General features: G+C 61.4%; 22 protein-coding genes and 1 pseudogene. 15 read left to right on the plus strand and 8 right to left on the minus strand.

From position 1 onward, the window contains the following. Nucleotides 1-31: 31 nt before the first annotated feature. Nucleotides 32-469, minus strand: a complete 438-nt coding sequence (locus J3P79_RS17455) for a hypothetical protein (protein WP_434604582.1) — start codon at nucleotides 467-469, stop codon at nucleotides 32-34. Nucleotides 470-571: 102 nt separating this feature from the next. On the opposite strand from J3P79_RS17455, the gene J3P79_RS17460 reads away from it, so the two are divergent. Then, complete coding sequence (locus J3P79_RS17460; RefSeq protein ID WP_434604584.1) at nucleotides 572-1,012, plus strand: universal stress protein; 441 nt, start codon at nucleotides 572-574, stop codon at nucleotides 1,010-1,012. Between the two features lie 75 nt (nucleotides 1,013-1,087). Here J3P79_RS17460 and J3P79_RS17465 read toward each other — a convergent pair whose 3' ends face one another. Continuing rightward, nucleotides 1,088-3,007 (minus strand): ATP-binding cassette domain-containing protein, encoded by a 1,920-nt coding sequence (locus J3P79_RS17465; protein ID WP_434604586.1) that lies wholly within the window; start codon nucleotides 3,005-3,007, stop codon nucleotides 1,088-1,090. A 214-nt stretch (nucleotides 3,008-3,221) separates the two neighbouring features. Here J3P79_RS17465 and J3P79_RS17470 point away from each other — a divergent pair, with 214 nt between their 5' ends. Further along, nucleotides 3,222-5,150: a transglycosylase SLT domain-containing protein gene (locus tag J3P79_RS17470; protein WP_434604588.1), complete on the plus strand. Its 1,929-nt coding sequence runs from the start codon at nucleotides 3,222-3,224 to the stop codon at nucleotides 5,148-5,150. A 120-nt stretch (nucleotides 5,151-5,270) separates the two neighbouring features. On the opposite strand, the pseudogene J3P79_RS17475 reads toward J3P79_RS17470, so the two are convergent. Further along, nucleotides 5,271-5,606 (minus strand): annotated as a pseudogene (locus tag J3P79_RS17475) (Fic family protein); the annotation flags it as partial. A gap of 44 nt (nucleotides 5,607-5,650) precedes the next feature. Continuing rightward, nucleotides 5,651-7,420, minus strand: coding sequence for an ABC transporter transmembrane domain-containing protein (locus J3P79_RS17480; RefSeq protein ID WP_434604590.1), 1,770 nt, complete (start codon nucleotides 7,418-7,420; stop codon nucleotides 5,651-5,653). 258 nt (nucleotides 7,421-7,678) lie between these two features. Between J3P79_RS17480 and J3P79_RS17485 the strand changes: the two genes are divergently transcribed. After that, nucleotides 7,679-7,858 (plus strand): PA1571 family protein, encoded by a 180-nt coding sequence (locus tag J3P79_RS17485; RefSeq protein WP_003199629.1) that lies wholly within the window; start codon nucleotides 7,679-7,681, stop codon nucleotides 7,856-7,858. 66 nt (nucleotides 7,859-7,924) lie between these two features. On the opposite strand, the gene pdxB is transcribed toward J3P79_RS17485, so the two are convergent. Further along, a complete protein-coding gene (pdxB, locus tag J3P79_RS17490) occupies nucleotides 7,925-9,067 on the minus strand; it encodes a 4-phosphoerythronate dehydrogenase PdxB (RefSeq protein WP_434604592.1) in 1,143 nt (380 codons plus the stop codon). Nucleotides 9,068-9,224: 157 nt separating this feature from the next. Here pdxB and J3P79_RS17495 point away from each other — a divergent pair, with 157 nt between their 5' ends. Next, nucleotides 9,225-10,628 carry an MATE family efflux transporter gene (locus tag J3P79_RS17495; protein ID WP_434604594.1) on the plus strand — a complete coding sequence of 468 codons (1,404 nt, stop codon included), beginning with the start codon at nucleotides 9,225-9,227 and terminating at the stop codon, nucleotides 10,626-10,628. Here J3P79_RS17495 and tusA read toward each other — a convergent pair. Then, complete coding sequence (gene tusA / locus J3P79_RS17500; RefSeq protein ID WP_434604596.1) at nucleotides 10,625-10,876, minus strand: sulfurtransferase TusA; 252 nt, start codon at nucleotides 10,874-10,876, stop codon at nucleotides 10,625-10,627. The genes J3P79_RS17495 and tusA overlap by 4 nt on opposite strands. 94 nt (nucleotides 10,877-10,970) lie before the next feature. Continuing rightward, the gene (gene rlmM / locus J3P79_RS17505; RefSeq protein WP_434604598.1) at nucleotides 10,971-12,044 is read right to left on the minus strand and encodes a 23S rRNA (cytidine(2498)-2'-O)-methyltransferase RlmM; all 1,074 of its coding nucleotides are present in this window, start codon (nucleotides 12,042-12,044) and stop codon (nucleotides 10,971-10,973) included. A 172-nt stretch (nucleotides 12,045-12,216) separates the two neighbouring features. Between rlmM and acnA the strand changes: the two genes are divergently transcribed. From acnA to J3P79_RS17520, 3 genes are all read left to right on the plus strand, one after another. After that, nucleotides 12,217-14,958: an aconitate hydratase AcnA gene (gene acnA / locus J3P79_RS17510; protein WP_434604600.1), complete on the plus strand. Its 2,742-nt coding sequence runs from the start codon at nucleotides 12,217-12,219 to the stop codon at nucleotides 14,956-14,958. A 117-nt stretch (nucleotides 14,959-15,075) separates the two neighbouring features. Next, nucleotides 15,076-15,864 carry a lysostaphin resistance A-like protein gene (locus J3P79_RS17515; protein ID WP_434604602.1) on the plus strand — a complete coding sequence of 263 codons (789 nt, stop codon included), beginning with the start codon at nucleotides 15,076-15,078 and terminating at the stop codon, nucleotides 15,862-15,864. Nucleotides 15,865-15,940: 76 nt separating this feature from the next. After that, on the plus strand, nucleotides 15,941-17,506 hold the full coding sequence (locus J3P79_RS17520; protein ID WP_434604604.1) for a methyl-accepting chemotaxis protein: 1,566 nt from the start codon (nucleotides 15,941-15,943) through the stop codon (nucleotides 17,504-17,506). A 175-nt stretch (nucleotides 17,507-17,681) separates the two neighbouring features. Here the strand turns inward: J3P79_RS17520 and J3P79_RS17525 are convergent, their stop codons facing one another. Next, nucleotides 17,682-18,368, minus strand: a complete 687-nt coding sequence (locus J3P79_RS17525) for an alpha/beta family hydrolase (RefSeq protein ID WP_434604606.1) — start codon at nucleotides 18,366-18,368, stop codon at nucleotides 17,682-17,684. A gap of 95 nt (nucleotides 18,369-18,463) precedes the next feature. Between J3P79_RS17525 and ccoN (J3P79_RS17530) the strand changes: the two genes are divergently transcribed. From ccoN (J3P79_RS17530) to ccoP (J3P79_RS17565), 8 genes are all read left to right on the plus strand, one after another. Continuing rightward, nucleotides 18,464-19,888 (plus strand): cytochrome-c oxidase, cbb3-type subunit I, encoded by a 1,425-nt coding sequence (ccoN, locus tag J3P79_RS17530; RefSeq protein ID WP_434604608.1) that lies wholly within the window; start codon nucleotides 18,464-18,466, stop codon nucleotides 19,886-19,888. A 10-nt stretch (nucleotides 19,889-19,898) separates the two neighbouring features. Beyond that, complete coding sequence (gene ccoO / locus J3P79_RS17535) at nucleotides 19,899-20,507, plus strand: cytochrome-c oxidase, cbb3-type subunit II (RefSeq protein WP_003183469.1); 609 nt, start codon at nucleotides 19,899-19,901, stop codon at nucleotides 20,505-20,507. A gap of 3 nt (nucleotides 20,508-20,510) precedes the next feature. Further along, a complete protein-coding gene (locus J3P79_RS17540; protein WP_434604610.1) occupies nucleotides 20,511-20,711 on the plus strand; it encodes a cbb3-type cytochrome oxidase subunit 3 in 201 nt (66 codons plus the stop codon). Then, on the plus strand, nucleotides 20,708-21,661 hold the full coding sequence (gene ccoP, locus J3P79_RS17545; protein ID WP_434604612.1) for a cytochrome-c oxidase, cbb3-type subunit III: 954 nt from the start codon (nucleotides 20,708-20,710) through the stop codon (nucleotides 21,659-21,661). The genes J3P79_RS17540 and ccoP (J3P79_RS17545) overlap by 4 nt, the downstream gene beginning before the upstream one ends. A 483-nt stretch (nucleotides 21,662-22,144) precedes the next feature. Beyond that, a complete protein-coding gene (gene ccoN / locus J3P79_RS17550) occupies nucleotides 22,145-23,587 on the plus strand; it encodes a cytochrome-c oxidase, cbb3-type subunit I (RefSeq protein WP_434604614.1) in 1,443 nt (480 codons plus the stop codon). Continuing rightward, a complete protein-coding gene (gene ccoO, locus J3P79_RS17555) occupies nucleotides 23,587-24,195 on the plus strand; it encodes a cytochrome-c oxidase, cbb3-type subunit II (RefSeq protein ID WP_434604617.1) in 609 nt (202 codons plus the stop codon). Before ccoN (J3P79_RS17550) ends, ccoO (J3P79_RS17555) begins: the two co-directional genes overlap by 1 nt. 5 nt (nucleotides 24,196-24,200) lie before the next feature. After that, on the plus strand, nucleotides 24,201-24,386 hold the full coding sequence (locus J3P79_RS17560; protein ID WP_003183474.1) for a CcoQ/FixQ family Cbb3-type cytochrome c oxidase assembly chaperone: 186 nt from the start codon (nucleotides 24,201-24,203) through the stop codon (nucleotides 24,384-24,386). Further along, the gene (ccoP, locus tag J3P79_RS17565; protein ID WP_039589058.1) at nucleotides 24,383-25,366 is read left to right on the plus strand and encodes a cytochrome-c oxidase, cbb3-type subunit III; all 984 of its coding nucleotides are present in this window, start codon (nucleotides 24,383-24,385) and stop codon (nucleotides 25,364-25,366) included. Before J3P79_RS17560 ends, ccoP (J3P79_RS17565) begins: the two co-directional genes overlap by 4 nt. Nucleotides 25,367-25,404: the final 38 nt, after the last annotated feature.

Here is a 25,404-nt window from a genome sequence, read left to right on the forward strand (position 1 = left end):
GCCCGATGTACCTGTCGGGCTTTTTTACGCGTCAGGCCAGTGCCTTGAGCACTGCAGAAATGTCTTGCAAGACACTGGCTTCGCCTTTTTCCCCCCAGTACAACGCGATCATCTGCCGGTCGGCCTCGACCTTGTAGACATTATCCGGCAACGTTCTGAAATGATTGAGCAAGGATTCATCCTGGCAGGTTTCCTGCCATTGATTCACCCACACGCCGGGCGCCTTTTGCCAATAGCTCCAAACGGCCGGCCGGCTCCCACGCCGGGCCCGGTGGTATTGCGCACATGGGTTTGGCGGCTGCTGACCCAGCCAGTGTGGCCAATCTTGCGGGGTCAATTGCATGGCCAGCCCGAGGCGTCGCGCCTCCATGCGAAGGGCCATGCGCCCGCTCTGTGAACGGGACGGCCGCAACCATGCGAGGGGGCTCAATACCACTAACAGGATTGACACCACTATCCAGACCGTCATATCTGTACTCCCGAATTCTGAAGAGCCCATTGACCTGCGTCGCCATCAATGCGCTTGAAACCAGCCATACTTACCGTATCGCCATTCTCTGGAGTGCTTTCCATGTCCTACTCACACGTTCTGGTCGCCGTCGACCTCACTGAAGAATGCGATCCCGTCGTCAAGCGGGCCCTCGCCCTTTGCGAAGGCCGGGAAAGCAAACTGTCGCTGGTGCACATCGTCGAGCCGATGGCCATGGCCTTCGGTGGCGACGTTCCGATGGATCTTTCCCAGCTCCAACAGCAGCAGTTCGACCAGGCCAAGGAACGCCTTGACCGGCTGATCGTGAAATACCCTGCCTTGAAAAAGGAGAACAGCCACCTGACCTACGGCCAGCCGCGCCAGGAAATCCATCACCTGGCCAAGGAGCAAGGCTGCGACTTGATCGTGGTCGGAAGCCATGGCCGTCACGGTTTGGCGCTGTTGCTGGGCTCCACGGCCAACGACGTGCTGCATGGTGCGCCTTGCGATGTACTGGCGGTGCATCTGGTCAAGCGCACCTGACCTGCAAGGGATGGCCATTCCAAACAAAAATCCCGGCACTCATCGGTGAGCGCCGGGATCTTTGATCTCAACTGATCAAGCGTCCAGCTCAGCCCAACGCTCGACCAATGCATCCAGCTCAGCCTGCAACTGCTCCAGATGCGCGATCACTTTGGCGGTTTCGGCCGCTGGGCGTTGGTAGAAGCCGGCGTCAGCCATCTCGGCCTCCACGGCGGCGATCTGCTGCTCTTTCGCGTCGATATCGCCCGGCAACGCTTCGAGCTCACGCTGCAGCTTGTAACTGAGTTTCTTCTTCGCTGGAGCCGGTGCAGCAGCGGTGGCAACCGGCGCGGGCTCGGCCTTGACCACCGCCGAATTGAGGTCGGCCTTGCCAGACTTGCTCTCGGTCACGCCCAACAGGCGCGGCGAGCCACCCTGGCGCAGCCAATCCTGATAACCACCAACGTATTCGCGAACAAAGCCTTCGCCTTCGAATACCAAGGTGCTGGTGACCACGTTGTCGAGAAACGCCCGGTCGTGGCTGACCATCAGCACAGTGCCATTGAAGGTCAACAACACTTCTTCGAGCAGTTCGAGGGTCTCCACGTCCAGGTCGTTGGTCGGTTCGTCGAGCACCAGCAGGTTCGCCGGCTTGCTGAACAGCTTGGCCAGCAGCAGGCGTGCGCGCTCACCGCCCGACAGAGCCTTCACCGGCGTACGGGCGCGCTGCGGGCTGAACAGGAAATCGCCGAGGTAGCTCAATACATGGCGGCTCTGGCCATCGATCTCAATGAAGTCGCGACCTTCGGCCACGTTGTCGATCACGGTCTTTTCCAAGTCCAATTGATGGCGCAGCTGGTCGAAGTAGGCGACATCGATCTTCGTCCCCTCTTCCACCTTGCCGCTGGTCGGCACCAGGCCGCCCAGCATCAGCTTGAGCAAGGTCGTCTTGCCGGTACCGTTGGCGCCGAGCAGACCGATCCGGTCGCCGCGCTGCAAGACCATGGAGAAATCCTTGATCAGGAACGGGCCGCCTGGGTGAGCGAAGCTGACGTTCTCCAGCACCATGACCTGCTTGCCGGATTTATCTGCCGTTTCCAGCTGAATATTGGCCTTGCCGGTGCGCTCACGGCGTTCGCTGCGCTCGACGCGCAGGGCCTTGAGGGCGCGCACGCGGCCTTCGTTACGGGTACGTCGGGCCTTGATGCCCTGGCGGATCCAGACTTCTTCCTGGGCCAGGCGCTTGTCGAACAAGGCGTTCGCGGTTTCTTCGGCCGCCAGCACCGCTTCCTTGTGCACCAGAAAGCTGGCGTAGTCGCCATTCCAATCGATCAGGCCGCCGCGATCCAGTTCCAGGATGCGGGTTGCCAGGTTCTGCAGGAAGGAACGGTCGTGGGTGATGAACAGCACTGCCCCTTGGAAATCCTTCAGCGCTTCTTCAAGCCAGGCGATGGCGCCGATGTCCAGGTGGTTGGTGGGTTCGTCGAGCAGCAGGAGGTCGGGCTCGGACACCAAGGCCTGGGCCAGCAGGACACGGCGACGCCAACCGCCGGACAGTTCGGCCAAGGTCTTGTCGGCCGGGAGCTGCAGGCGGCTCAAGGTGCTGTCGACCAACTGCTGCAAGCGCCAGCCGTCGCGGGCCTCGAGGTCGTGCTGCACATGCATCAGCTTGTCCAGGTCGGCATCGGTGACGATGTTCTGGCTCAGGTGGTGGTATTCGGCCAACAGCGCGCCGACACCGTCCAGGCCTTCGGCAACCACGTCGAACACGGTCCGCTCGTCGGCCACCGGCAATTCCTGGGGCAATTCGCCGATCTTCAGGCCTGGCGCGCGCCAGACCGAGCCGTCGTCAGGCTTCTGGTCGCCCTTGACCAGCTTCATCATGCTGGACTTGCCAGTGCCGTTGCGGCCGATGATGCACACCCGCTCTCCACGGGCGATCTGCCAGGACACCTTGTCCAACAACGGCATCGCGCCGAAAGCAAGGGACACATCGCTGAATTTGAGCAGGGTCATGAGCTTCTCCAAAAACCGGGCGCGCATTCTACCTGAGAAGAGCCCTCAAGGGTCCGCCAATTTCATCGTCGAAGCACTCTGCACAACAAATGTTGCGAAGTTGTGCCAACGGCCCCGCAAAGCTTTCGCCGGTTGCTGGCAAAAGGCTAAGCTACAGGCAAGTTACCCTGGGTTTTTCCTTGGGCTTGTCATGTTTTTTTTGCCCGGACGTATCATGCGCAGTCGCCTTTTCAGTGTTCTATCTTGTTTGTTTGTGTGTGCCACTGCCGTTCAAACCGCCCAGGCGGTGGATATTTCCACCCAGCGCCAGTATTACGACGAGGCCAAGCGCGCCCTGGCGAAAGGCGATTCCGGCCCCTACTTTCGCTATAGCCAGGCCCTGCGTGATTATCCGCTGGAACCGTACCTGGCCTATGATGAACTGACCGCGCGACTCAAAAGCGCGAGCAACGCCGAGATCGAAAAATTCCTCGCCGAGCATGGCGACCTGCCCCAGGCCAACTGGATGAAGCTGCGCTGGTTGCGCTGGCTGGCCGAGCGTGGTGACTGGGCGACCTTCGTCAAGTATTACGATCCCAAGCTCAACTTCACCGAACTGGATTGCCTCAACGCCCAATATCAGCTCAGCCACGGCCTGAAGGCCGAAGGCTACGCCAATGCCGAAAAGCTCTGGCTCACCGGAAAATCCCAGCCGGCAGCCTGCGACGCGTTGTTTGGCGTGTGGGCCACGCAGGGGCAGTTGACTGAGCAGAAACGCTGGGAGCGCGCCAAACTGGCGGCCCAGGCACGCAATTATCCACTGGCCAACAGCCTGGTCAGCGGCCTGACCACCCTCGCCGCCCGGGGCAAGTTGTTGGTCGATGTCGCGCAAAAACCCGAACAGCTCAACCAACCTTCACGCTTCACCCCCGCCGACGAGCCGATGTCCGATATCGTCAGCCTCGGCCTGCGCCGCCTGGCCCGCCAGGATCCGGAGAAAGCCATGGCATTGCTGGACGGCTATGCCAGCACCATGCATTTTTCCCGGGACGAAAAAGTCGCCATTGCCCGGGAAATCGGCCTGACCTTGGCCAAGCGCTTCGACAGCCGAGCCCTGGATGTCATGACCAAATATGACCCCGAGCTGCGGGACGACACCGTATCGGAATGGCGCTTGCGCCTGCTCCTGCGCCTGGCCCGCTGGGACGACGCCTACCAACTGACCCGTCGCTTGCCCGAATCGCTGGCCAGCACCAATCGCTGGCGCTACTGGCAGGCCCGCAGCCTGGAACTGGCGCAGCCGCAGAATCCTGAAGCATTGACGCTGTACAAGCATCTGGCTCGCGAGCGTGACTTTTACGGCTTCCTGGCTGCCGACCGTTCCCAGTCACCCTATTCGCTGATCAACAAGCCGCTGCCCATGAGCCAGGCGCTGATCAACAAAGTACGCAACACCCCGGGTGTACGTCGGGCGCTGGAATTCCATGCCCGCGGTCAAATCGTCGATGGGCGACGCGAGTGGTACCACGTCAGCCGTCATTTCAACCGGGACGAAATGGTTGCCCAGGCAAAACTGGCCTACGACCTGAAATGGTATTTTCCGGCCATCCGCACCATCAGCCAGGCCAAGTACTGGGATGACCTGGACATCCGCTTCCCGATGGCCCACCGCGACACCTTGGTGCGCGAAGCCAAGGTCCGCGGCTTGCATCCAAGCTGGGCGTTTGCCATTACCCGGCAGGAAAGTGCTTTCATGGACGACGCCCGCTCCGGTGTCGGCGCCAGCGGCCTCATGCAACTGATGCCAGCCACTGCCAAGGAAACCGCACGCAAGTTCAGCATTCCCCTGGCGTCGCCGCAGCAAGTGTTCAACCCGGACAAGAATATCCAGCTGGGCGCGGCCTACCTGAGTCAGGTCCACAGCCAGTTCAACGGCAACCGCGTCCTCGCCTCCGCCGCCTACAACGCCGGCCCCGGCCGCGTGCGTCAATGGCTGCGCGGCGCTGATCACCTGAGCTTCGACGTCTGGGTCGAAAGCATCCCCTTCGACGAAACCCGCCAGTACGTGCAGAATGTGTTGTCCTATTCGGTGATCTACGGCCAGAAGCTCAACTCGCCGCAACCGCTGGTGGACTGGCATGAGCGGTATTTTGATGATCAGTGACTGATCTGCTCCTGTTGGAGGGAGTTTGCGCGCGATAACGTCAGTACCTTCAACAGGAGCATTGGCTGACTTATCGCAGTCGCGAGCAAACCCGCCTTGATCACTTCGTGCCGACAGAATTCAACCAGAACGTATCAGCGTGCGCTTACCCAGCTGGGTAAGCCGATACCGTTGTGCCGGGCTTCTCGGCGATTGAGGATCGGTCATTTCAACCAAACCGCACGCCAGCGCCGGCTTAAGGTAATTCCCCCGAAAAGTCGCCTTATGCGCTAGCCCCAACTGCTCCATCAATTCACTGACCTTCAAAGGACCCGCCCCTCTTAACACCTGAAGCAGCCTCGCTACTTGGTCGGTTACTTGGTCGGTTACTTGATCGGTGACCGGTTCATTGCTAATCGCTTCCCCGAGAGCGAGATTCAGCGATTGCAACATGAACTCTACAAATGGTGTCGCCTCCAAACAGTCCGACATAATGCCCCAACACGTCGGCGTCAGCAGCATCAATGAGCGTCCTCCCCCTGCTGGCTGAACTGCAACGCCGCCAACCGCGCGTACAACGCATTGCTGGCAACCAATTCCTGGTGACTACCAACGGCAACCACCTTGCCCTGGTCCATCACCGCAATCCGGTCGGCGTTTTTCACCGTCGCCAGGCGGTGGGCGATGACCAGGGTGGTGCGGTTTTTCATCAGGTTGGGCAAGGCTTGCTGGATGAGGTGTTCGCTTTGCGCATCGAGGGCGCTGGTGGCTTCGTCCAGCAGCAGGATCGGCGCGTCCACCAACAAGGCCCGGGCGATCGCCAGGCGTTGGCGCTGGCCGCCGGACAATCCGAGACCGCCATCGCCCAAGTGGGTCTGGTAACCGTCAGGCATTTTCTCGATGAAGTCATGGGCGTGGGCAATTTGCGCGGCCTCACGTACCTGCTCGAACGTTGCCTGGGGATTGCCGTAGCGGAGGTTCTCTTCGACCGTGCCGAAAAACAGCGCTGGGTTTTGCGAAACCAGGGCGAAATGGCGACGCAGGTCCAAGGGATCGACCGAGGTAAATGGCACATCATCGATCAGGAGCCGTCCTTGCAGCGGATCGTAGAAACGCAACAGCAAGTCGTACACCGTTGACTTGCCCGCACCGGAGGGACCGACCAGGGCGAGGGTCTCGCCGGCCTTGATATTCAGGTCGAGGCCATCGACCGCATAGCTGTCCGGCCGGGAGGGATAGGCAAATCGCACGGCTTCAAGGCGCAAGTCACCTCGTACCCGCTCTGGCAACTTCACCAGCCCCATAGCCGGCGGCTGGATGATGTTCTCCGAGCGCAGCAATTCGGCAATGCGCTCCGCGGCGCCCGCAGCCCGTTGCAGCTCGCCGATCACCTCGCTGAGGGTACCGAAGGCGCTGCCGACGATCAGGCTGTAGAACACGAACGCCGCCAACTCACCACCGGAAATCCGCCCGGCGATCACATCCATACCGCCAACCCAGAGCATCACCCCCACCGCGCCCAGCACCAGCACGATCACCAACGTGATCAGCCAGGCACGCTGAGCGATGCGCTTGCGGGCAGTGTCGAAGGCCTGCTCCACCGTTATGGCAAAACGTTGTTCATCCTGGACCTGGTGGTTGTAGGCCTGCACGGTCTTGATCTGGCCGAGGGTTTCGGAAACGTAGCTGCCGACGTCGGCAATGCGATCCTGGCTCTGGCGCGACAAGCTGCGCACGCGGCGACCAAACACCAGGATCGGCGCCAGCACCAATGGCAGAGCAACAACCACGATGCTGGTCAGCTTGGGATTGGTGATAAATAGCAGCACAATCCCGCCAATTACCATCAAGGCGTTGCGCAAGAACAACGACAACGACGAGCCGATCACCGATTGCAACAAGGTCGTATCGGCGGTCAGCCGTGACTGGATTTCCGAACTGCGGTTGTTTTCATAGAAGCCAGGATGCAGATACACCAAGTGATTGAACACCTGCCGCCGGATATCGGCCACCACCCGCTCGCCAATCCATGACACCAGGTAGAAACGTGCGAACGTACCGATCGCCAAGCCCACCACCAGCACCATGAACAAGCCAATGGACTGATTGAGCAGGTGCGGCGAGCGGGTCATGAAGCCCTGGTCTACCAGCAGGCGGATTCCCTGGCCCATGGACAACGTGATACCCGCCGTGACGATCAGAGCCAGTAACGCCCCGGCAACCTGCTTGCGATAAGGAGCGATGAAGCCGCTGGCCAGGCGTATGGCGCGGCGATGTCGGGATGAAAGCATTGAGAGTGTCCGATAATGCAACAGGAAATGGGTCGGCCGTCAGCACCGAAACGCAGCGGAACAAAATGGAATCAGAATGAGTCAGGTTAAATATGACCACCGAGACTAGCGCCTAGATGTTATCGGTCTAATGTCTGGCTGGAAACGCGAGTGTGTTTCTGGTTGAGTGGAGATGTCGTCATGAACCTTCAAGGAGTGTCATGGCTCGGTCACCTGACGACATTACGATAGGCACGCAACCTGATGAGGAGACAGGCCATGTCCTTGCAACACAGCAGCGACGACAAGATTCAAGTGATCCGCACCCAACCGGACCAGTCCCTGGGCTGTTCATTCATCGATGCCCAGGGGCGCGAAGTCCCGATCACCGAAGACATGATCCAGAAGGCCTGCAGTGAACTGGAGAAACGACTGGTCAAGCCTGCCGAACAAAAGTGATACGGCCCGTCTTCAATTGAACCCGACCTTGATGTCGGGTTTTTTATGCCTGTTCAGCCTGTCCGCTTAAACGGCAGTGGCACCCAGGGCAAGCACGATCCCTTGCAAGACTGGCGACTGTCCTTCGATACGCACCTTCAAGCTGTCGATTTCGCGGCGTGGCGGGTAATGCTTGCGCAACGCATCAAAAGCACTGCGCTGTTCGCTCACCGTGCCGATCAGGCTGCGGCGAAAATCCGCATCGTCACGGCGTGGGTCATACACGCTCCGGCACAACGCCGCCAGCGCCCAGGCCGGGTCGGTATCGGCGTCCAGCGTGATGCCTGCGAGCCAAGGCCGGGGCAGCAGGTCCGCCAGGCTGACGTCGGCGGGCCGCCCAAGGAAGTCGCACAAGGCCTGGTAGATTTGCGCCGTACCGCGCTGGCGACCGTCCAGGCTGTAGCCGGCGATGTGCGGAGTGGCGATGACGCAGAGGTCGGCCAGGTCCACATCCACGGTCGGTTCCTGTTCCCAGACATCCAGGACCGCCTGCAAGTCTTCGCGCTCCAACAGCACCTCGCGCAGCGCCGAGTTATCGATGACCGGGCCGCGCGCGGCGTTGATCAACCAAGTGCCAGGCTTGAGGTGGTTCAGGCGTTGCTCATTAAAAAGGTGCCAGGTCGGTTGCTCGCCCTCGCGGGTCAATGGCGTGTGCAGGCTAATGACGTCGCACTGCTCGATGATCTGCTCCAGGCTCACGTAGTCGCCGCCTTCGGCAGCCTGGCGAGGCGGATCACAGACTTTCACCGTCCAGCCAAGGCCCTTGAGGACCTCGATCAATCGCCCACCCACCTGTCCCGCGCCAACCACGCCAAACGTGCGCCGAGCAAGATCCGCGCCTTCGATCTCCGCCAGGGTCATGAGGCTGCCCAGCACGTAATCCACCACGCCGCGGGCATTGCAGCCGGGCGCGCTGGCCCAGCGGATGCCGGCCTCGGCAAAATAATCCAGGTCCAAGTGATCGGTGCCAATCGTGCAGGTGCCGACGAAGCGCACCTTGCTGCCTTCCAACAGCGCCCGATTGACCTGGCTCACCGAGCGCACCAGCAACACGTCGGCCTGCTCGACCAATGTCCGGTCGATGCCACGTCCCGGCACCCGGCGGATTTCACCGAAACCTTGGAAAAATGCATCGAGCAGGGGGATGTTTTCGTCGGCGACGATCAGCATGGCGAAGCTCCTTTGGCGGGATGGGCAGTGTAGGCGTTCCGCTGGGCCTGCGCATCACCTAGCGCGATTACAAATCCACAACACAGGTTTTTTCCTGACCACTGCGTCAAGGCGTAGAATTCGCCGCCTTGCGTTTATCTTTTCGGATGCTTGCCCCGTGAATCCCGTGATTGACACCCCCGCCGCCCTCTCCCGCCCGGCCCGCGTTCGCTTGGAGCTCAAGACGTTGCTCGCCCTCGCCTTGCCGATCATGGTGGCGCAGTTGGCGACCACCGCCATGGGCTTTGTCGATGCGGTGATGGCCGGCCGGGTCGGCCCGCGAGACCTCGCTGCGGTGGCGCTGGGCAACTCCATCTGGGTGCCGGTGTTCCTGCTGATGACCGGCACATTGCTCGCCACCACACCCAAAGTTGCCCAGCGTTTCGGCGCCGGCACGTTTGAACAGATCGGCCCCTTGGTGCGCCAGGCATTGTGGCTCGCCCTCGCGGTGGGACTGATCTCGACCCTGGCGCTGCTCAGCGCCGAGCCGATCCTGCACATCATGAAGGTCGATCCAGAATTGATCGGCCCGTGCATGGAATACCTTCGGGGCATCGGCACAGGCCTGCCAGCGGTGGCGCTCTATTACGTGCTGCGCTGCTTCAGCGACGGCTTGGGGCGTACGCGACCGGCGATGGTGCTGGGGCTGTGCGGACTGGCGCTGAACATTCCGCTCAACTACATCTTCATCTATGGACACCTGGGCGTCCCGGCCATGGGCGGGGTCGGCTGCGGCTGGGCAACGGCCATCGTGATGTGGTTCATGGCGGCGGGCATGGCGGTCTGGACATACCGGGCCCCGATCTATCAATCGAGCCGCTTGTTCACTCGCTTCGACTGGCCCCAATGGTCGATGATCAAGCGCCTGCTGGGCATCGGCCTGCCGATCGGCATCGCGGTGTTTGCCGAATCGAGTATCTTCGCGGTGATCGCCCTGCTGATCGGCAGCCTCGGCGCCACGGTGGTGGCCGGGCATCAGATCGCGCTGAACTTCAGCTCGCTGGTGTTCATGATCCCCTACTCCTTGGGCATGGCCGTGACAGTACGGGTAGGCCAGGCGCTGGGACGCGGTCAGCCTCGGGACGCGCGTTTCGCCGCTGGCGTCGGCATGGGCACCGCGTTGGCGTACGCCTGCCTGTCGGCGAGCCTGATGTTCGCGCTGCGCGGGCCTATCGCCGCGATCTACACCGCCGATCCGCGGGTAATCGAAGTGGCGTCGATGCTGATTGTCTACGCCGCGCTGTTCCAGTTTTCCGATGCGATTCAGGTCACGGCGGCAGGCGCGTTGCGCGGCTACCAGGACACACGGGTGACGATGATCCTGACGCTCTTCGCTTATTGGGGCATCGGCTTGCCGGTGGGTTACGCCCTGGGCTTGACCGACTGGCTCGGCACCGCCAGCGGCCCGAGCGGATTGTGGCAAGGCTTGATCGTGGGGTTGAGCTGCGCGGCGCTGATGCTGTCGATCCGCCTGGCACGCAGCGCGCGCGGGCAGATCCGCATCAGCCGCTCGACAAGTTAGGCGAGTTTCTTGCGGATCCAGTAGAGGTAGGTGCCGGCGTCCTCTTGCTGGGCCACCAGTTCGTGGTCCAGGAACACGCAAAACTTGGGAATGTCGCGGCGAGTCGAGGGATCGGTGGCGATGACTTTCAGCAGGCCACCGGGGGCCAGGTCGCGGATGTGTTGGTGCAGCATCATCACCGGCTCCGGACAGTTGAGGCCCGTTGCGTCCAGCGTGCCGTCCACCGGCGTGTCGTTCATTTCACTCATGTTCTACTCCTGAAACTGGCCGGCATTGTCGCGCAATGTCGGCGCGCCTAACAAATGTACATCAGCCCTGTGGCGAGGGAGCTTGCTACATACTTCAGCGGGACTTCGGCTTCTTGCTGTCCAACCGCCGCAAATGGCACGTCACTTCCTCACGGTCGTGGTACAGCTGCTTGCAGCCAATCTCGACCTTGATGCCTCGGGCCTTGAAACCCTCGGCGATGCGTTCGAGCAGGCGCTTCACCTCGGCATAACGCTGCTTCATCGGCAACTTGAGGTTGACCACGGCCTCGCGGCAATGGCCCTCGCCAATCCACTCTTCCAGCATCGCCGCGTTGCGCGCCGGTTTCTCCACGATGTCGCAGACCATCCAATCCACCGGCTGCTTGGGCTTGAACGTGAAGCCGTCCGCCATCAAGTGCTGCACCAGGCCGGTGTCCATCAGGCTTTCGGCCATCGGGCCGTTGTCGATGGCCGTCACCAGCATGCCACGGTTGACCAGTTGCCAGGTCCAGCCACCTGGCGCGGCGCCGAGGTCCACGCCAGTCATGTCACTGTGCAGGCGCTCGTCCCATTGGTCCCGCGGGATGAAATGGTGCCAGGCTTCTTCGAGCTTGAGTGTCGAGCGACTCGGCGCTTCACGGGGGAACTTCAAGCGCGGGATGCCCATCGGCCACATCGCCGAGTTATCCGCCTCCGCCAGGCCCAGGAACACTTCGCGACCGCTCTTGAAAGTCAGCAACAGCCGTGGCTTGCGCGGGTCGTCCACCAGCTTGCCGGCCCCACTCAAGGCCTTGCGCAGCGGGCCTTCGAATTTCTTGCAGAAGTTCGACAGTTCCTTACCGTCATTCGTATCAACCACTTCCAGCCACAGGCTGCCGCACGTCGGGAAGGCAGCCATCTGAGCCAGGATCACGCTGATACGGTCGGTTTCAGGCAATTCGATGAACGTGCCGCGGGCCCACTGCCGCGGGAAGATCAGCTCGGCGAAACGCTGCCCACGCATCAGCCGCTCGGCGCCGTCCTCCTCAGTGCAGACAAATTCGGCGCAGGCGCTGGCCGGCTTGGCCTTGGCATAGCCGGCCACGTTGAGCCGGACCGCGTGTTCGGCGATCTCGGAACAGACCTCGCCTTCGAAGCCTGGCCGGCAGTGCATAAAAAGCGTGTTCATTGAAACTCCGTAGCAAAGCCTGTCACGAAAACCGGCGCATGATAGCGGAGTTCGGAACCGCGAACCTGCCCATAGAGTCCAGTGATTAGTCATACGTTCAAAACAGGGCTAGGTTAAAGGCTCTGTCCGTTCCGTCAGTCCGTAGCCGTGCGGACTCAAAGGAGTGATTTCAATGCCGTCCCTCGATAGCCTGAAAACCCTTAAAACACTGCAAGTCGACGCCAGGACCTACCACTACTTCAGCTTGCCGGATGCCGCCCGAAGCCTCGGTGATCTGGACAAACTGCCCATGTCGTTGAAGGTGCTGCTGGAAAACCTGCTGCGCTGGGAAGATGAAAAAACCGTCACCGGTGCCGACCTCAAGGCCTTGGCCGGTTGGCTCAAGGAGCGCCGCTCCGACCGCGAGATTCAATACCGCCCGGCACGGGTGTTGATGCAGGATTTCACTGGCGTCCCTGCCGTGGTCGACCTGGCCGCCATGCGCGCAGCCGTGGAAAAAGCCGGTGGCGATCCCCAACGGATCAACCCGTTATCACCGGTGGACCTAGTGATTGACCACTCGGTGATGGTGGACAAGTTCGCCAGCCGACAGGCATTCGAGCAGAACGTCGAGATCGAAATGCAGCGCAACGGCGAGCGCTACGCTTTCCTGCGCTGGGGCCAGAGTGCCTTCGACAACTTCAGCGTGGTGCCGCCAGGCACCGGCATCTGCCACCAGGTCAACCTCGAATACCTGGGCCGCACCGTCTGGACCAAAGAGGAAGACGGTCGCACCTACGCCTTCCCCGACACCCTGGTGGGCACCGACTCCCATACCACAATGATCAACGGCCTCGGCGTGCTTGGCTGGGGCGTCGGCGGGATCGAGGCGGAAGCGGCGATGCTCGGCCAACCGGTGTCGATGCTGATTCCGGAAGTCATCGGCTTCAAACTCGTCGGCAAGTTGCGCGAAGGCATCACCGCCACCGACCTGGTGCTGACCGTCACGCAGATGCTGCGCAAGAAGGGCGTGGTGGGCAAATTCGTCGAGTTCTATGGCGACGGCCTTGCCGACCTGCCGCTGGCCGACCGCGCCACCATTGCCAACATGGCCCCGGAATACGGCGCCACTTGTGGCTTCTTCCCCGTGGACGATGTGACGTTGGATTACCTGCGCCTGTCCGGCCGGCCGACGGAAACCGTAAAACTGGTGGAAGCCTACTGCAAGGCCCAAGGACTGTGGCGCCTGCCCGGTCAGGAACCGGTATTCACTGACACGCTGGAACTGGACATGGGCAGCGTCGAAGCCAGCCTCGCCGGCCCCAAGCGCCCTCAGGACCGGGTCTCACTGCCCAATGTCGGCCAAGCCTTCAGTGATTTCCTCGGCCTGCAAATCAAGCCCACCAGCAAAGAAGAAGGTCGCCTCGAAAGCGAAGGCGGCGGCGGTGTCGCGGTGGGCAATGCCGACCAGGTGGGCGAAGCGGAATATGAATTCGAAGGCCATACCCATCGCCTGAAAAACGGCGCCGTGGTCATCGCGGCGATTACGTCCTGCACCAACACCTCCAACCCCAGCGTGATGATGGCCGCCGGATTGCTGGCTAAAAAAGCCGTGGAAAAAGGCCTGGCTCGCAAGCCCTGGGTGAAGAGCTCCCTGGCGCCGGGCTCGAAAGTGGTGACCGACTACTACAATGCCGCCGGCCTGACAGAATACCTCGACAAGCTCGGTTTCGACTTGGTGGGCTACGGTTGCACGACCTGTATCGGCAACTCAGGTCCGCTACCCGATCCGATTGAGAAAGCCATCCAGAAAGCCGACCTGACCGTGGCGTCGGTCCTGTCCGGCAACCGCAACTTCGAGGGCCGGGTGCATCCCTTGGTGAAAACCAACTGGCTGGCCTCGCCGCCCCTGGTCGTCGCCTATGCCCTCGCCGGTACCGTGCGGATCGACATCAGCAGCGAACCGCTGGGCAACGATCGCGACGGCAATCCGGTCTACCTCCGGGACATCTGGCCGAGCAGCAAGGAAGTGGCCGACGCCGTGGCCCAGGTCGACACCAGCATGTTCCATAAGGAATACGCCGCCGTGTTTGCCGGAGACGAGCAATGGCAAGCGATCGAAGTGCCGCAAGCGGCCACCTACGTCTGGCAATCGGACTCGACCTACATCCAGCACCCACCGTTCTTCGACGACATTGGCGGGCCACCACCGGTCGTCAAGAACGTCGAAGGTGCGCGGGTTCTCGCGCTGCTGGGAGACTCGGTGACCACCGACCATATCTCCCCGGCCGGCAACATCAAGGCCGACAGTCCGGCCGGTCGTTACCTGCGCGAACAGGGGGTGGAGCCACGGGACTTCAACTCCTACGGCTCGCGACGGGGCAACCACCAAGTGATGATGCGGGGCACCTTCGCCAACATCCGTATCCGCAATGAAATACTCGGCGGCGAGGAAGGTGGCAATACGATCTATATCCCCAACGGCGAACGCATGTCGATCTATGATGCCGCGATGTTGTATCAGGCTAGCGGCACGCCCCTGGTGGTCATCGCGGGCCAGGAGTACGGCACGGGTTCGAGCCGGGACTGGGCGGCCAAGGGTACGAACCTGCTCGGGGTCAAGGCGGTGATCGCAGAGAGTTTCGAGCGTATCCACCGTTCCAACCTGGTGGGTATGGGCGTGCTGCCGTTGCAGTTCAAGCTCGATCAGAATCGCAAGAGCCTGAACCTTACCGGCAAGGAAACCCTGGACATCCTCGGCTTGAGCGACACCGAGCTGACGCCGCGCATGAACCTCCCCGTGGTGATTACCCGGGAAGACGGCAGCCAGGAACGGATCGAAGTGTTGTGCCGGATCGACACCTTGAACGAAGTGGAATATTTCAAGGCCGGTGGGATCCTTCACTTTGTCCTACGGCAACTGATTGCAGGATAAAAAGAAGCGTCCTACGAAAACACCGCCTCAGATGGGGCGGTGTTTTTTTGGGCGCCTGCCTATAATCCCCGCCGGCTCTGCGAGCTTCGCCAGTTTTCCAGCCCCAAAGGATTCGACATGCCCGCCCTACCGTGGCCGTACCTGGCCCTTCTCTCGATCGGTTATGGCCTTGCCCTGGTCTATGGCCATCTGGCCTGGACAGCGGTTATTTCGATCGCGCTATTGTTATTCGCCGGGTATGCCGTTCGTCAGCGGCAGACGCCGGTCGGGCAATTCCTCGGGCATTGCCTGTTTGCCGTACTCGCGGTCGCGCTGGCGCTGCACTGGATGCCAGGCTTTTTCAATGGCAGGGCTATCGCGACGCAACGCTTTACAGAGGATGCCGTGCGGTTCGCCATGTACCTGAACCAGGACAAACCGCTGATCGGCTTCTGGCTCCTGCTGTTCTGCCCATGGATCGTCGGTCGGCGCCCGTTTCGCTTGTCCGTCTACGCCACGGTCCTCGGCTTGTGCCTGAGCGCGGTCATGGCACTAGGCGGGGCCCTGCTGCTGGGCATGACCCATTGGTCACCGAAATGGCCGGACCAGGCTTGGCTGTGGGTACTGAATAATCTTTTATTGGTGACGTTGGTGGAGGAAGCTCTGTTTCGTGGCTACATTCAGGGTGGCCTGAGCCGACGCTTCAAACATTTGCGCCATGGCGACAACCTTGCATTGCTGATGGCCTCGCTGGTGTTCGGCCTGGTACATGCCGGCGCCGGTTGGGAATGGATGCTGCTGTCGGGACTGGCCGGTATCGGTTACGGCCTGGCGTATCGATTTGGCGGCCTGGGCGCGGCGATTGCCACGCATTTTGGCCTGAACCTGCTTCATTTCGCCCTATTTACCTATCCGATGCTCGCGTGATACCGCCGGGAAGAATTATTTCAACAAAAAGCTGACGGTGCCGACAACCTTTCAAAGCCTTGCGGACTACAACACCATGCGTAACAACCAACCGATTACACAACGCGAAAGGACCTTCCCGGCCCAGCAACGATTGATTTCCACCACCAATACCAAGGGTGTGATTACCTACTGCAACGATGCATTCGTTGAAATCAGCGGGTTTTCCAAGGAAGAGCTGATCCATTCGCCACACAACCTGGTCCGCCATCCGGATGTCCCGTCAGCGGTGTTCGCCCACATGTGGAACACCTTGAAACAAGGCTTGCCATGGATGGGCATCGTCAAGAATCGCAGCAAGAACGGCGATCATTACTGGGTCAACGCCTACGTCACGCCAGTATTCGAAGGCAACCAGGTCGTTGGCTATGAGTCGGTACGGGTCAAACCCACCGCCGAGCAGATTACCCGGGCCGAAGCGCTCTACAAGCGCATCAATGACGGCAAGTCCGCGGTGCCGAGCAGCGACAAGTGGTTGCCGATCCTGCAGGATTGGCTGCCGTTCATCCTGGTCAGCCAGTTGAGTTTCGTTGTCGGCGCGTTCCTCAACTCTTCCTGGGGCTTTGCCCTCGCTGCCCTGCTCTCGGTGCCGTTGGGGCTGATGGGCCTGCAGTGGCAGCAACGCGGAATCAAGCGCTTGCTGCGCTTGGCCGAGCAAACCACCTCGGACCCGTTGATCGCGCGGATGTACACCGACAGCCGTGGCGTCCAGGCACGCCTGGAGATGTCGATCCTCAGCCAGGAAGCTCGCCTGAAAACCTGCCTGACCCGACTGCAGGACACTGCCGAGCACCTCAACGCGCAAGCCCGGCAGTCCAACTCCCTGGCGCACGACAGCTCCAGCGGCCTGGAACGCCAGCGGGTGGAGACCGAACAAGTCGCCACTGCCGTCAACCAGATGGCTGCCACCACGCAGGAGGTCGCCAGCCACGTGCAACGCACCGCCGATGCGACCCAGGAGGCCAATCGCCTGACGGGCCGTGGTCGCGATATCGCCGGGGAAACCCGCGAGGCCATCGAGCGCCTGTCGGTCGTCGTGGGGGAAACCGGGCAGACCGTGACTCAATTGGCCAAGGACAGCGATGAGATCGGTGGCGTAGTCGATGTGATCAAAGGCATCGCCGACCAGACCAACCTGCTGGCCCTCAACGCCGCCATCGAAGCGGCCCGTGCCGGCGAGATGGGCCGCGGCTTTGCCGTGGTGGCTGACGAAGTTCGGCAACTGGCGCAACGCACCAGTGAGTCCACCGGGCAGATCCATGCGCTGATCGCCAAGCTGCAACAGACCGCCAACAATGCCGTGCAGACCATGGACGCCGGTCATCGCCAGGCCGAAGAAGGCGTGGCGCGGGTCATGGAAGCGGACCAGGCGCTGGTGGGCATCAGCGAAGCGGTTGCCCACATCACCGACATGACCACCCAGATCGCCGCCGCGACCGAGGAGCAGAGTTCGGTGGCGGAAGAAATCAGCCGCAACATCAGCAACATTTCGGAACTGGCCGACCAGACCTCGGGCCAGGCCCACAGTTCGGCGCTGCTCAGCGAGGAGCTGACCCGCACGGCCAATACGCAGTATTCGTTGGTGGAGCGGTTTAACCGCTGACTGCAGCCTGCAAACAAAAAACCCGGACAGCGAAAGCTTCCGGGTTTTTTGTCGTCTGGCAGGCCGCTATCGCGAGCAAGCTCGCTCCCACAGGTTTCCACTGAGGTTATTCAACCGGGTTCAAATGTGGGAGCGAGCTTGCTCGCGATGAGGCCGGGACAGGCTGCCCGAGAACCTACTGGAGAAACCCGGCTACCCTGCGCGCCGCCGCGTCCAAATGCTGCTCATGACTAAACCCCGAAGCCTTCAACGGCTTCAAATCATGATCCCCCGCCACCAGCCACATCGCCTCGATGCTCGGTGACAAGGTATAGCCCTGCACCGCCTCCCGATTACCCAACGCATCCCGCTCACCCTGAACGATCAAGGTTCGAGTCTTCAATCCGGCCAGGTGCTCGACCCGCGGTTTCTCCGGCTTGCCCACCGCGTAGAACGGATAGCCCAGGCACACCAGCGCATCGGCGCCAAGCTCATCGGCCAGCAGGCTCGCCATGCGCCCGCCCATGGATTTGCCGCCAATGGCCAGCCGCCCAGCGACATAAGGCCGCACCGTGGCGTACACCTCTCGCCAGCATTCCAACAATTTCGGTGCGGGATTGGGTGGACGTCTACCCCCGTCCAAGCGCCGCTGGGCCATGTAGGGAAACTCGAAACGCAACACATTGACGCCATGCGCGGCAAGGCGCGCGGCCATTTCTTCCATGAATCCGCTGTCCATCGGCGCACCGGCACCATGGGCCAGAATCAGGGACGGCGGCTCGGCGCCGGCGGCCGGTTTCGCGGCTGTCCATAACCAGCCGTGATCGGCCACACATCGCGCCCATTGATCCCCGTCAATACTGGCCTTGTGCTGTTTGTCCATGCTTGCCTCGCTTTTAGTCTGCCTATAACTCCAGGCGAAGAACGCCGCACTGCCTTGCGCAGGCGCTACTTCGGCTGAACCGTGGATGGGGAACCATGAACACTTCTATCAGTACCGCCTACAACTACAAGGTGGTCCGCCAATTCGCCATTATGACGGTGGTGTGGGGCATCGTCGGCATGGGGCTCGGGGTTTTTCTCGCCGCCCAATTGGTCTGGCCACAGCTCAATTTCGATTTGCCCTGGACCAGCTTCGGCCGCCTGCGCCCGCTGCACACCAACGCGGTGATCTTCGCCTTCGGTGGCTGCGCCCTGTTCGCCAGTTCGTTCTACTCGGTGCAACGCACCTGCCAGACCCAGCTGTTTGCGCCGAAACTCGCCGCGTTCTGCTTCTGGGGCTGGCAACTGGTGATCCTGCTGGCGGCCATCAGCCTGCCGCTGGGCTACACCAGTTCCAAGGAATACGCCGAACTGGAATGGCCGATCGACATCCTGATCACTATCGTCTGGGTGGCCTACGCCATCGTGTTCTTCGGTACCGTGGCCAAGCGCAACACCAAGCACATCTATGTGGGTAACTGGTTCTTCGGCGGGTTCATCCTGACCGTGGCGATCCTGCACATCGTCAACAACCTGGAACTGCCGGTGAGCCTGACCAAGTCCTACTCGGTGTACGCCGGGGCCACGGATGCGATGGTGCAATGGTGGTACGGCCATAACGCCGTGGGCTTCTTCCTCACCGCAGGCTTCCTGGGGATGATGTATTACTTCGTGCCGAAACAGGCCGAACGTCCGGTGTATTCCTATCGCCTGTCCATCGTGCACTTCTGGGCACTGATCACCCTGTACATCTGGGCCGGCCCGCACCACCTGCACTACACCGCGCTGCCGGACTGGGCGCAGTCGTTGGGCATGGTGATGTCGCTGATCCTGCTGGCGCCGAGCTGGGGCGGCATGATCAACGGCATGATGACCCTCTCGGGCGCCTGGCATAAGTTGCGCAGCGACCCGATCCTGCGGTTCCTGGTGGTGTCCCTGGCGTTCTACGGCATGTCGACCTTCGAAGGTCCGATGATGGCGATCAAGACCGTCAACGCCCTCTCCCACTACACCGACTGGACCATCGGCCACGTACACGCCGGCGCGCTCGGCTGGGTGGCGATGATTTCCATCGGTGCCTTGTACCATATGATTCCGAAGGTCTTCGGTCGCACGCAGATGCACAGCATCGGCCTGATCAACGCGCACTTCTGGCTCGCGACCATCGGCACCGTGCTCTACATCGCCTCGATGTGGGTCAACGGCATCGCCCAGGGCCTGATGTGGCGTGCAGTGAACGAGGACGGCACGCTCACCTACTCCTTCGTCGAAACCCTGGTGGCCAGCCACCCTGGCTTCATCGTGCGGCTGGTGGGCGGGGCGATCTTCCTCAGCGGCATGCTGCTGATGGCCTATAACACCTGGCGCACCGTGCGGGCCTACCAGCCTGCCGAAGCCGCCGCTGCCGCGCAGATGGCTTGAGGAGTCCGCCATGAAACACGAAACAATCGAAAAAAACGTCGGCCTGCTGATGCTGTTGATGGTGCTGGCCGTGAGCATCGGCGGCCTGACCCAGATCGTGCCGCTGTTCTTCCAGGACGTGACCAATAAGCCGGTGGATGGCATGAAGCCCTACACCGCCCTGCAATTGGAAGGTCGCGACATCTACATCCGTGAAGGCTGCGTCGGCTGCCACTCGCAGATGATCCGTCCGTTTCGCGCCGAGACCGAACGCTATGGCCACTACTCGGTGGCCGGTGAAAGCGTCTGGGACCACCCGTTCCTGTGGGGCTCCAAGCGCACCGGACCGGACCTGGCGCGTGTCGGCGCGCGTTACTCCGATGACTGGCACCGCGCGCACTTGTACAACCCACGTAACGTCGTGCCCGAGTCGAAAATGCCGGCCTACCCATGGCTGGTGACACAGGCAGTCGACAGCAGCCACACCGAAGGCAAGCTGCGCGCCATGCGCACCCTCGGCGTGCCGTACACCGATGACGATATCGCGGGCAGTGTCGCCTCGCTCAAAGGCAAGACCGAAATGGACGCGCTGGTCGCCTACCTGCAAGTGCTCGGCACTGCCATCAAGAGCAAGAGGTGAGCCATGGTGCTTGAAATGAGTACTGGCATGATCCGCGGCCTAGGCACAGTCGTGGTCTTCATCGCCTTCATCGGCCTGGTCCTGTGGGTGTTCAGCAGCAAGCGCGGCCCGGAATTCGCCCAGGCACGCCTGCTGCCGTTCGCCGACGAACCGCCTGCTGACATTCCCCCCCAAGACCCCGCATCAAGGAGTACCCGGCCATGACCACTTTCTGGAGTACGTGGATCTGCGTACTGACCATTGGCAGCCTCATCGGCCTGACCTGGCTGCTGATCGGCACCCGCAAGGGCGAGACCAAGGGTAGCGTCGACCAGACCATGGGCCACAGCTTCGATGGCATCGAAGAATACGACAACCCGCTGCCACAATGGTGGTTCCTGCTGTTTGCCGGCACCCTGGTGTTTTCTGTCGGCTACCTGGTCCTCTACCCGGGCCTGGGCAACTGGAAAGGCATCCTGCCCGGCTATGACAACGGCTGGACCGGCGCCCATGAATGGGAAAAGGAAATGGCCAAGGCCGACGCCAAGTTCGGGCCGATCTTCGCCAAGTTCTCGGCCATGCCGGTGGAGGAAGTCGCCAAGGATCCGCAAGCCTTGAAGATGGGGGGCCGCCTGTTCGCCTCCAACTGCTCGGTCTGCCATGGCTCGGACGCCAAGGGCGCCTTCGGCTTCCCGAACCTGGCCGACAGCAACTGGCGCTGGGGCGGTAATGCCGAGACCATCAAGGCGACCATCATGGGTGGGCGCATGGCGGCGATGCCGGCATGGGGCGAAGTGCTGGGAGACGCCGGGGTCAAGAACGTTGCCGCCTATGTACGTCACGATCTGGCCGGCCTGCCCTTGTCTGCCGACAGCGGTGCCGACCTGCAAGCTGGCCAGCAAGCGTTCAACGCCACTTGCGTCGCCTGCCACGGCGCCAACGGCCAGGGCACCGAAGCCATGGGCGCGCCAAACCTGACGCAACCGGCCGGCTTCATCTACGGCACCAGCCTGGCGCAACTGCAACAGACCATTCGCCATGGCCGCCAAGGCCATATGCCTGCGCAGAATGAACTGCTCGGCAATGACAAAGTGCAACTGCTCGCCGCTTACGTCTACAGCCTGTCCCACGGCGCCGGAACCGAGCGCCTGCAAGCCGAAAACAAAAGCGAATAAATCCTGACCACACGAAACAGCCGCTTCCATCCGGAAGCGGCTGTTTCGTGCCCCTGCGCGACGCATTGTCGCACCCCTCCCATAGTCTTCCTTTCGGTTCTCTGGAATCGGGTCTAAGCTTGCCTTTGCGTGCACTGGCGACTGCCGGTTTCAGGTCGATCCGACCCGATGCGTTCGACAATCGTTCGTTCAAAAGGCCGCAAACGCAGGTGAATACCGGCTGTTGCGACAGTTGCCTGGCATCCCCCGAACGTCGTGTTTGAACACACCCCGTTACAACCGACCTGACCCCCTCGCCTCCTTCCTTTGTCGCGACATTTTGCCGTGGGCCAATTTTGTCCCTACACAGAACATGGAAAGGCCGCAGAATCAGCTTTGGAAAGCATTGACCCAGGTCATGGCGCGTTGCAATGACCCCCCGCTTTCTCCATACTTGCGACCGATTTTTATCCTAATAAAACACCCAAACCGTGGAACCTTAGAATGAGCACAGCAATCAGTCCGACTGCTTATAACTATAAGGTAGTCCGCCAGTTCGCCATCATGACGGTGGTCTGGGGGATCCTTGGCATGGGGCTCGGTGTCTTCATCGCCTCGCAACTGGTCTGGCCGGAGTTGAACTTCGATCTGCCATGGACGACATTTGGACGCCTGCGCCCGCTGCACACCAACCTGGTGATCTTCGCCTTCGGTGGTTGTGCATTGTTTGCCACTTCTTACTATGTCGTGCAGCGAACCTGCCAGACGCGACTGATTTCCGACAGCCTCGCCGCCTTCACCTTCTGGGGTTGGCAAGCGGTGATCATCGGCGCGATCGTGACTTTGCCGATGGGTTTCACCACCACCAAGGAATACGCGGAACTGGAATGGCCCCTGGCTATCCTGCTGGCGATCGTCTGGGTGACCTACGGTTTGGTGTTCTTCGGCACGATCGTCAAGCGCAAGACCAAGCACATCTATGTCGGCAACTGGTTCTACGGTGCCTTCATCGTCGTGACCGCCATGCTGCACATCGTCAACCACGCGTCGCTGCCAGTCAGCTTCTTCAAGTCGTACTCGGCCTATTCAGGTGCGACCGACGCGATGATCCAGTGGTGGTACGGCCACAACGCCGTGGGCTTCTTCCTGACCACCGGCTTCCTGGGGATGATGTACTACTTCGTGCCAAAACAGGCCGAGCGTCCGATCTACTCCTATCGCCTGTCCATCGTGCACTTCTGGGCGCTGATCACCCTGTACATCTGGGCCGGTCCGCACCACCTGCACTACACCGCGTTGCCGGACTGGGCACAGTCCCTGGGCATGGCGATGTCGATCATCCTGCTGGCGCCAAGCTGGGGCGGCATGATCAACGGCATGATGACCCTGTCGGGCGCCTGGCATAAGCTGCGCACCGACCCGATCCTGCGCTTCCTGGTGGTATCGCTGGCGTTCTACGGCATGTCGACCTTCGAAGGCCCGATGATGGCCATCAAGACCGTCAACTCCCTGAGCCACTACACCGACTGGACCATCGGCCACGTACACGCCGGTGCACTCGGCTGGGTCGCGATGATTTCCATCGGCGCCATCTACCACATGATCCCGAAACTGTTCGGTCGTGCGCAAATGCACAGCACCGGCCTGATCAACGCGCACTTCTGGCTCGCGACCATCGGCACCGTGCTCTACATCGCCTCGATGTGGGTCAACGGCATCACCCAAGGCCTGATGTGGCGCGCCATCAACGACGACGGCACCCTGACCTACTCGTTCGTCGAAGCGCTGCAAGCCAGCCACCCGGGCTTCATTGTCCGTGCCTTGGGCGGCGCGTTCTTCGCCAGCGGCATGCTGCTCATGGCCTACAACGTGTATCGCACCGTTCGTGCCTCTGACCCGGCTGAAGCTGAAGCCGCCGCCAAGATCGCCGTAGTTGGAGCTCACTGATGAAGCACGAAGCAGTAGAGAAGAATATCGGCCTGCTGGCCTTCTTCATGGTCATCGCGGTGAGCATCGGCGGTCTGACCCAGATCGTTCCGCTGTTCTTCCAGGACGTGACCAACAAGCCGGTAGAAGGCATGAAGCCACGCACCGCCCTTGAACTGGAAGGCCGCGACGTCTACATCGCCAACGGTTGTGTCGGCTGCCACTCGCAGATGATCCGTCCGTTCCGCGCCGAGACCGAACGCTACGGCCACTATTCGGTCGCCGGCGAAAGCGTCTGGGACCACCCGTTCCTGTGGGGATCCAAGCGCACCGGCCCGGACCTGGCCCGTGTTGGCGGCCGCTACTCCGACGACTGGCAGCGTGCGCACTTGTACAACCCGCGCAACGTGGTGCCTGAGTCGAAAATGCCGGCCTACCCGTTCCTCGTAGAAAACAAGCTCGACGGCAAAGACACCGCCAAGAAAATGGAAGTCCTGCGCGCCTTGGGCGTGCCTTACACCGACGAAGACATCGCCGGTGCCAAGGATGCCGTCAAGGGCAAGACTGAAATGGACGCGCTGGTGGCCTATCTGCAAGGCCTGGGCACCATCATCAAAAGCAAACGGTGATCTGGATGGATATCGGGATGATTCGTGGCTTGGGCACCGTCGTCGTGATGGTGGCCTTTATTGGCCTGGCCCTGTGGGTGTTCAGCCCCAAGCGCAAGTCGGAGTTTGACGACGCGACCTTGCTGCCGTTCGCGGATGATCCCGAAGCCATCAAGCACGTCGAGCAAGCTTCTAGGAGTAACAAAGAATGACTACGTTCTGGAGTCTGTACGTCACAGTCCTCAGCCTGGGAACGATCTTCGCCCTGACCTGGCTGCTGCTGTCGACCCGCAAGGGCCAGCGCAGCGAAGCCACCGAGGAAACGGTTGGCCACTCCTTCGACGGGATCGAGGAGTACGACAACCCGCTGCCGAAATGGTGGTTCATGCTGTTCGTGGGCACCATCATTTTCGCCCTCGGCTACTTGGTGCTCTACCCTGGCCTGGGCAACTGGAAAGGCCTGCTGCCAGGCTATAACTACCTGGACACCGAAAAGCAGACCGCCTTCGCCAACGGCCAGACCGGCTGGACCGGTGTGCACGAGTGGGAAAAGGAAATGGCTCGCTCGGACGCCAAGTTCGGTCCGATCTTCGCCAAGTTCGCCTCCATGCCGATCGAAGAAGTCGCCAAGGATCCGCAAGCCCTGAAGATGGGCGGTCGCCTGTTCGCCTCCAACTGCTCGGTCTGCCACGGTTCCGACGCCAAGGGTGCCTACGGCTTCCCTAACCTGACCGACGCCGACTGGCGCTGGGGCGGCGAGCCGGAAACCATCAAGACCACCATCATGGGCGGTCGTCATGCCGTCATGCCGGGCTGGGCTGCCGTGGTTGGCGAACAAGGCGTCGCCGACGTGGCCGCCTACGTGGTGACCAGCCTGCACGGTCGCAAACTGCCGGAAGGCGCCAAGGCCGATCCGGCCAACGGCCAGAAGCTGTTCGCAGCCAACTGCGTGGCTTGCCACGGCCCCGCCGGCAAGGGCACGCCCGCCATGGGCGCTCCCGACCTGACGCACCCGGCCGGCTTCATCTACGGTTCGAGCTTCGCCCAGCTGCAGCAGACCATCCGCTATGGTCGCCAGGGCCAGATGCCGGCCCAGGCCGATCTGCAGGGCAACGACAAGGTGCACCTGTTGGCCGCCTACGTCTACAGCCTGTCTCACGGCGAAAAGGCTCCGGCCGCTGACGCTCAGTAAGGCCAGCCCCTGTTACACGAAAGGCCCCGCCAAATCCA

It is taken from the genome of Pseudomonas sp. R1-7, from assembly GCF_051132105.1.
Lineage (GTDB): Bacteria > Pseudomonadota > Gammaproteobacteria > Pseudomonadales > Pseudomonadaceae > Aquipseudomonas.

Coding starts and splice junctions, on each gene's coding strand:
- J3P79_RS17455 (WP_434604582.1), bottom strand. CDS start 469: ATGACGGTCTGGATAGTGGTGTCAATCCTGTTAGTGGTATTGAGCCCC.
- J3P79_RS17460 (WP_434604584.1), top strand. CDS start 572: ATGTCCTACTCACACGTTCTGGTCGCCGTCGACCTCACTGAAGAATGC.
- J3P79_RS17465 (WP_434604586.1), bottom strand. CDS start 3,007: ATGACCCTGCTCAAATTCAGCGATGTGTCCCTTGCTTTCGGCGCGATG.
- J3P79_RS17470 (WP_434604588.1), top strand. CDS start 3,222: ATGCGCAGTCGCCTTTTCAGTGTTCTATCTTGTTTGTTTGTGTGTGCC.
- J3P79_RS17480 (WP_434604590.1), bottom strand. CDS start 7,420: ATGCTTTCATCCCGACATCGCCGCGCCATACGCCTGGCCAGCGGCTTC.
- J3P79_RS17485 (WP_003199629.1), top strand. CDS start 7,679: ATGTCCTTGCAACACAGCAGCGACGACAAGATTCAAGTGATCCGCACC.
- pdxB (WP_434604592.1), bottom strand. CDS start 9,067: ATGCTGATCGTCGCCGACGAAAACATCCCCCTGCTCGATGCATTTTTC.
- tusA (WP_434604596.1), bottom strand. CDS start 10,876: ATGAGTGAAATGAACGACACGCCGGTGGACGGCACGCTGGACGCAACG.
- rlmM (WP_434604598.1), bottom strand. CDS start 12,044: ATGAACACGCTTTTTATGCACTGCCGGCCAGGCTTCGAAGGCGAGGTC.
- acnA (WP_434604600.1), top strand. CDS start 12,217: ATGCCGTCCCTCGATAGCCTGAAAACCCTTAAAACACTGCAAGTCGAC.
- J3P79_RS17515 (WP_434604602.1), top strand. CDS start 15,076: ATGCCCGCCCTACCGTGGCCGTACCTGGCCCTTCTCTCGATCGGTTAT.
- J3P79_RS17520 (WP_434604604.1), top strand. CDS start 15,941: ATGCGTAACAACCAACCGATTACACAACGCGAAAGGACCTTCCCGGCC.
- J3P79_RS17525 (WP_434604606.1), bottom strand. CDS start 18,368: ATGGACAAACAGCACAAGGCCAGTATTGACGGGGATCAATGGGCGCGA.
- ccoN (WP_434604608.1), top strand. CDS start 18,464: ATGAACACTTCTATCAGTACCGCCTACAACTACAAGGTGGTCCGCCAA.
- ccoO (WP_003183469.1), top strand. CDS start 19,899: ATGAAACACGAAACAATCGAAAAAAACGTCGGCCTGCTGATGCTGTTG.
- J3P79_RS17540 (WP_434604610.1), top strand. CDS start 20,511: ATGGTGCTTGAAATGAGTACTGGCATGATCCGCGGCCTAGGCACAGTC.
- ccoP (WP_434604612.1), top strand. CDS start 20,708: ATGACCACTTTCTGGAGTACGTGGATCTGCGTACTGACCATTGGCAGC.
- ccoN (WP_434604614.1), top strand. CDS start 22,145: ATGAGCACAGCAATCAGTCCGACTGCTTATAACTATAAGGTAGTCCGC.
- ccoO (WP_434604617.1), top strand. CDS start 23,587: ATGAAGCACGAAGCAGTAGAGAAGAATATCGGCCTGCTGGCCTTCTTC.
- J3P79_RS17560 (WP_003183474.1), top strand. CDS start 24,201: ATGGATATCGGGATGATTCGTGGCTTGGGCACCGTCGTCGTGATGGTG.
- ccoP (WP_039589058.1), top strand. CDS start 24,383: ATGACTACGTTCTGGAGTCTGTACGTCACAGTCCTCAGCCTGGGAACG.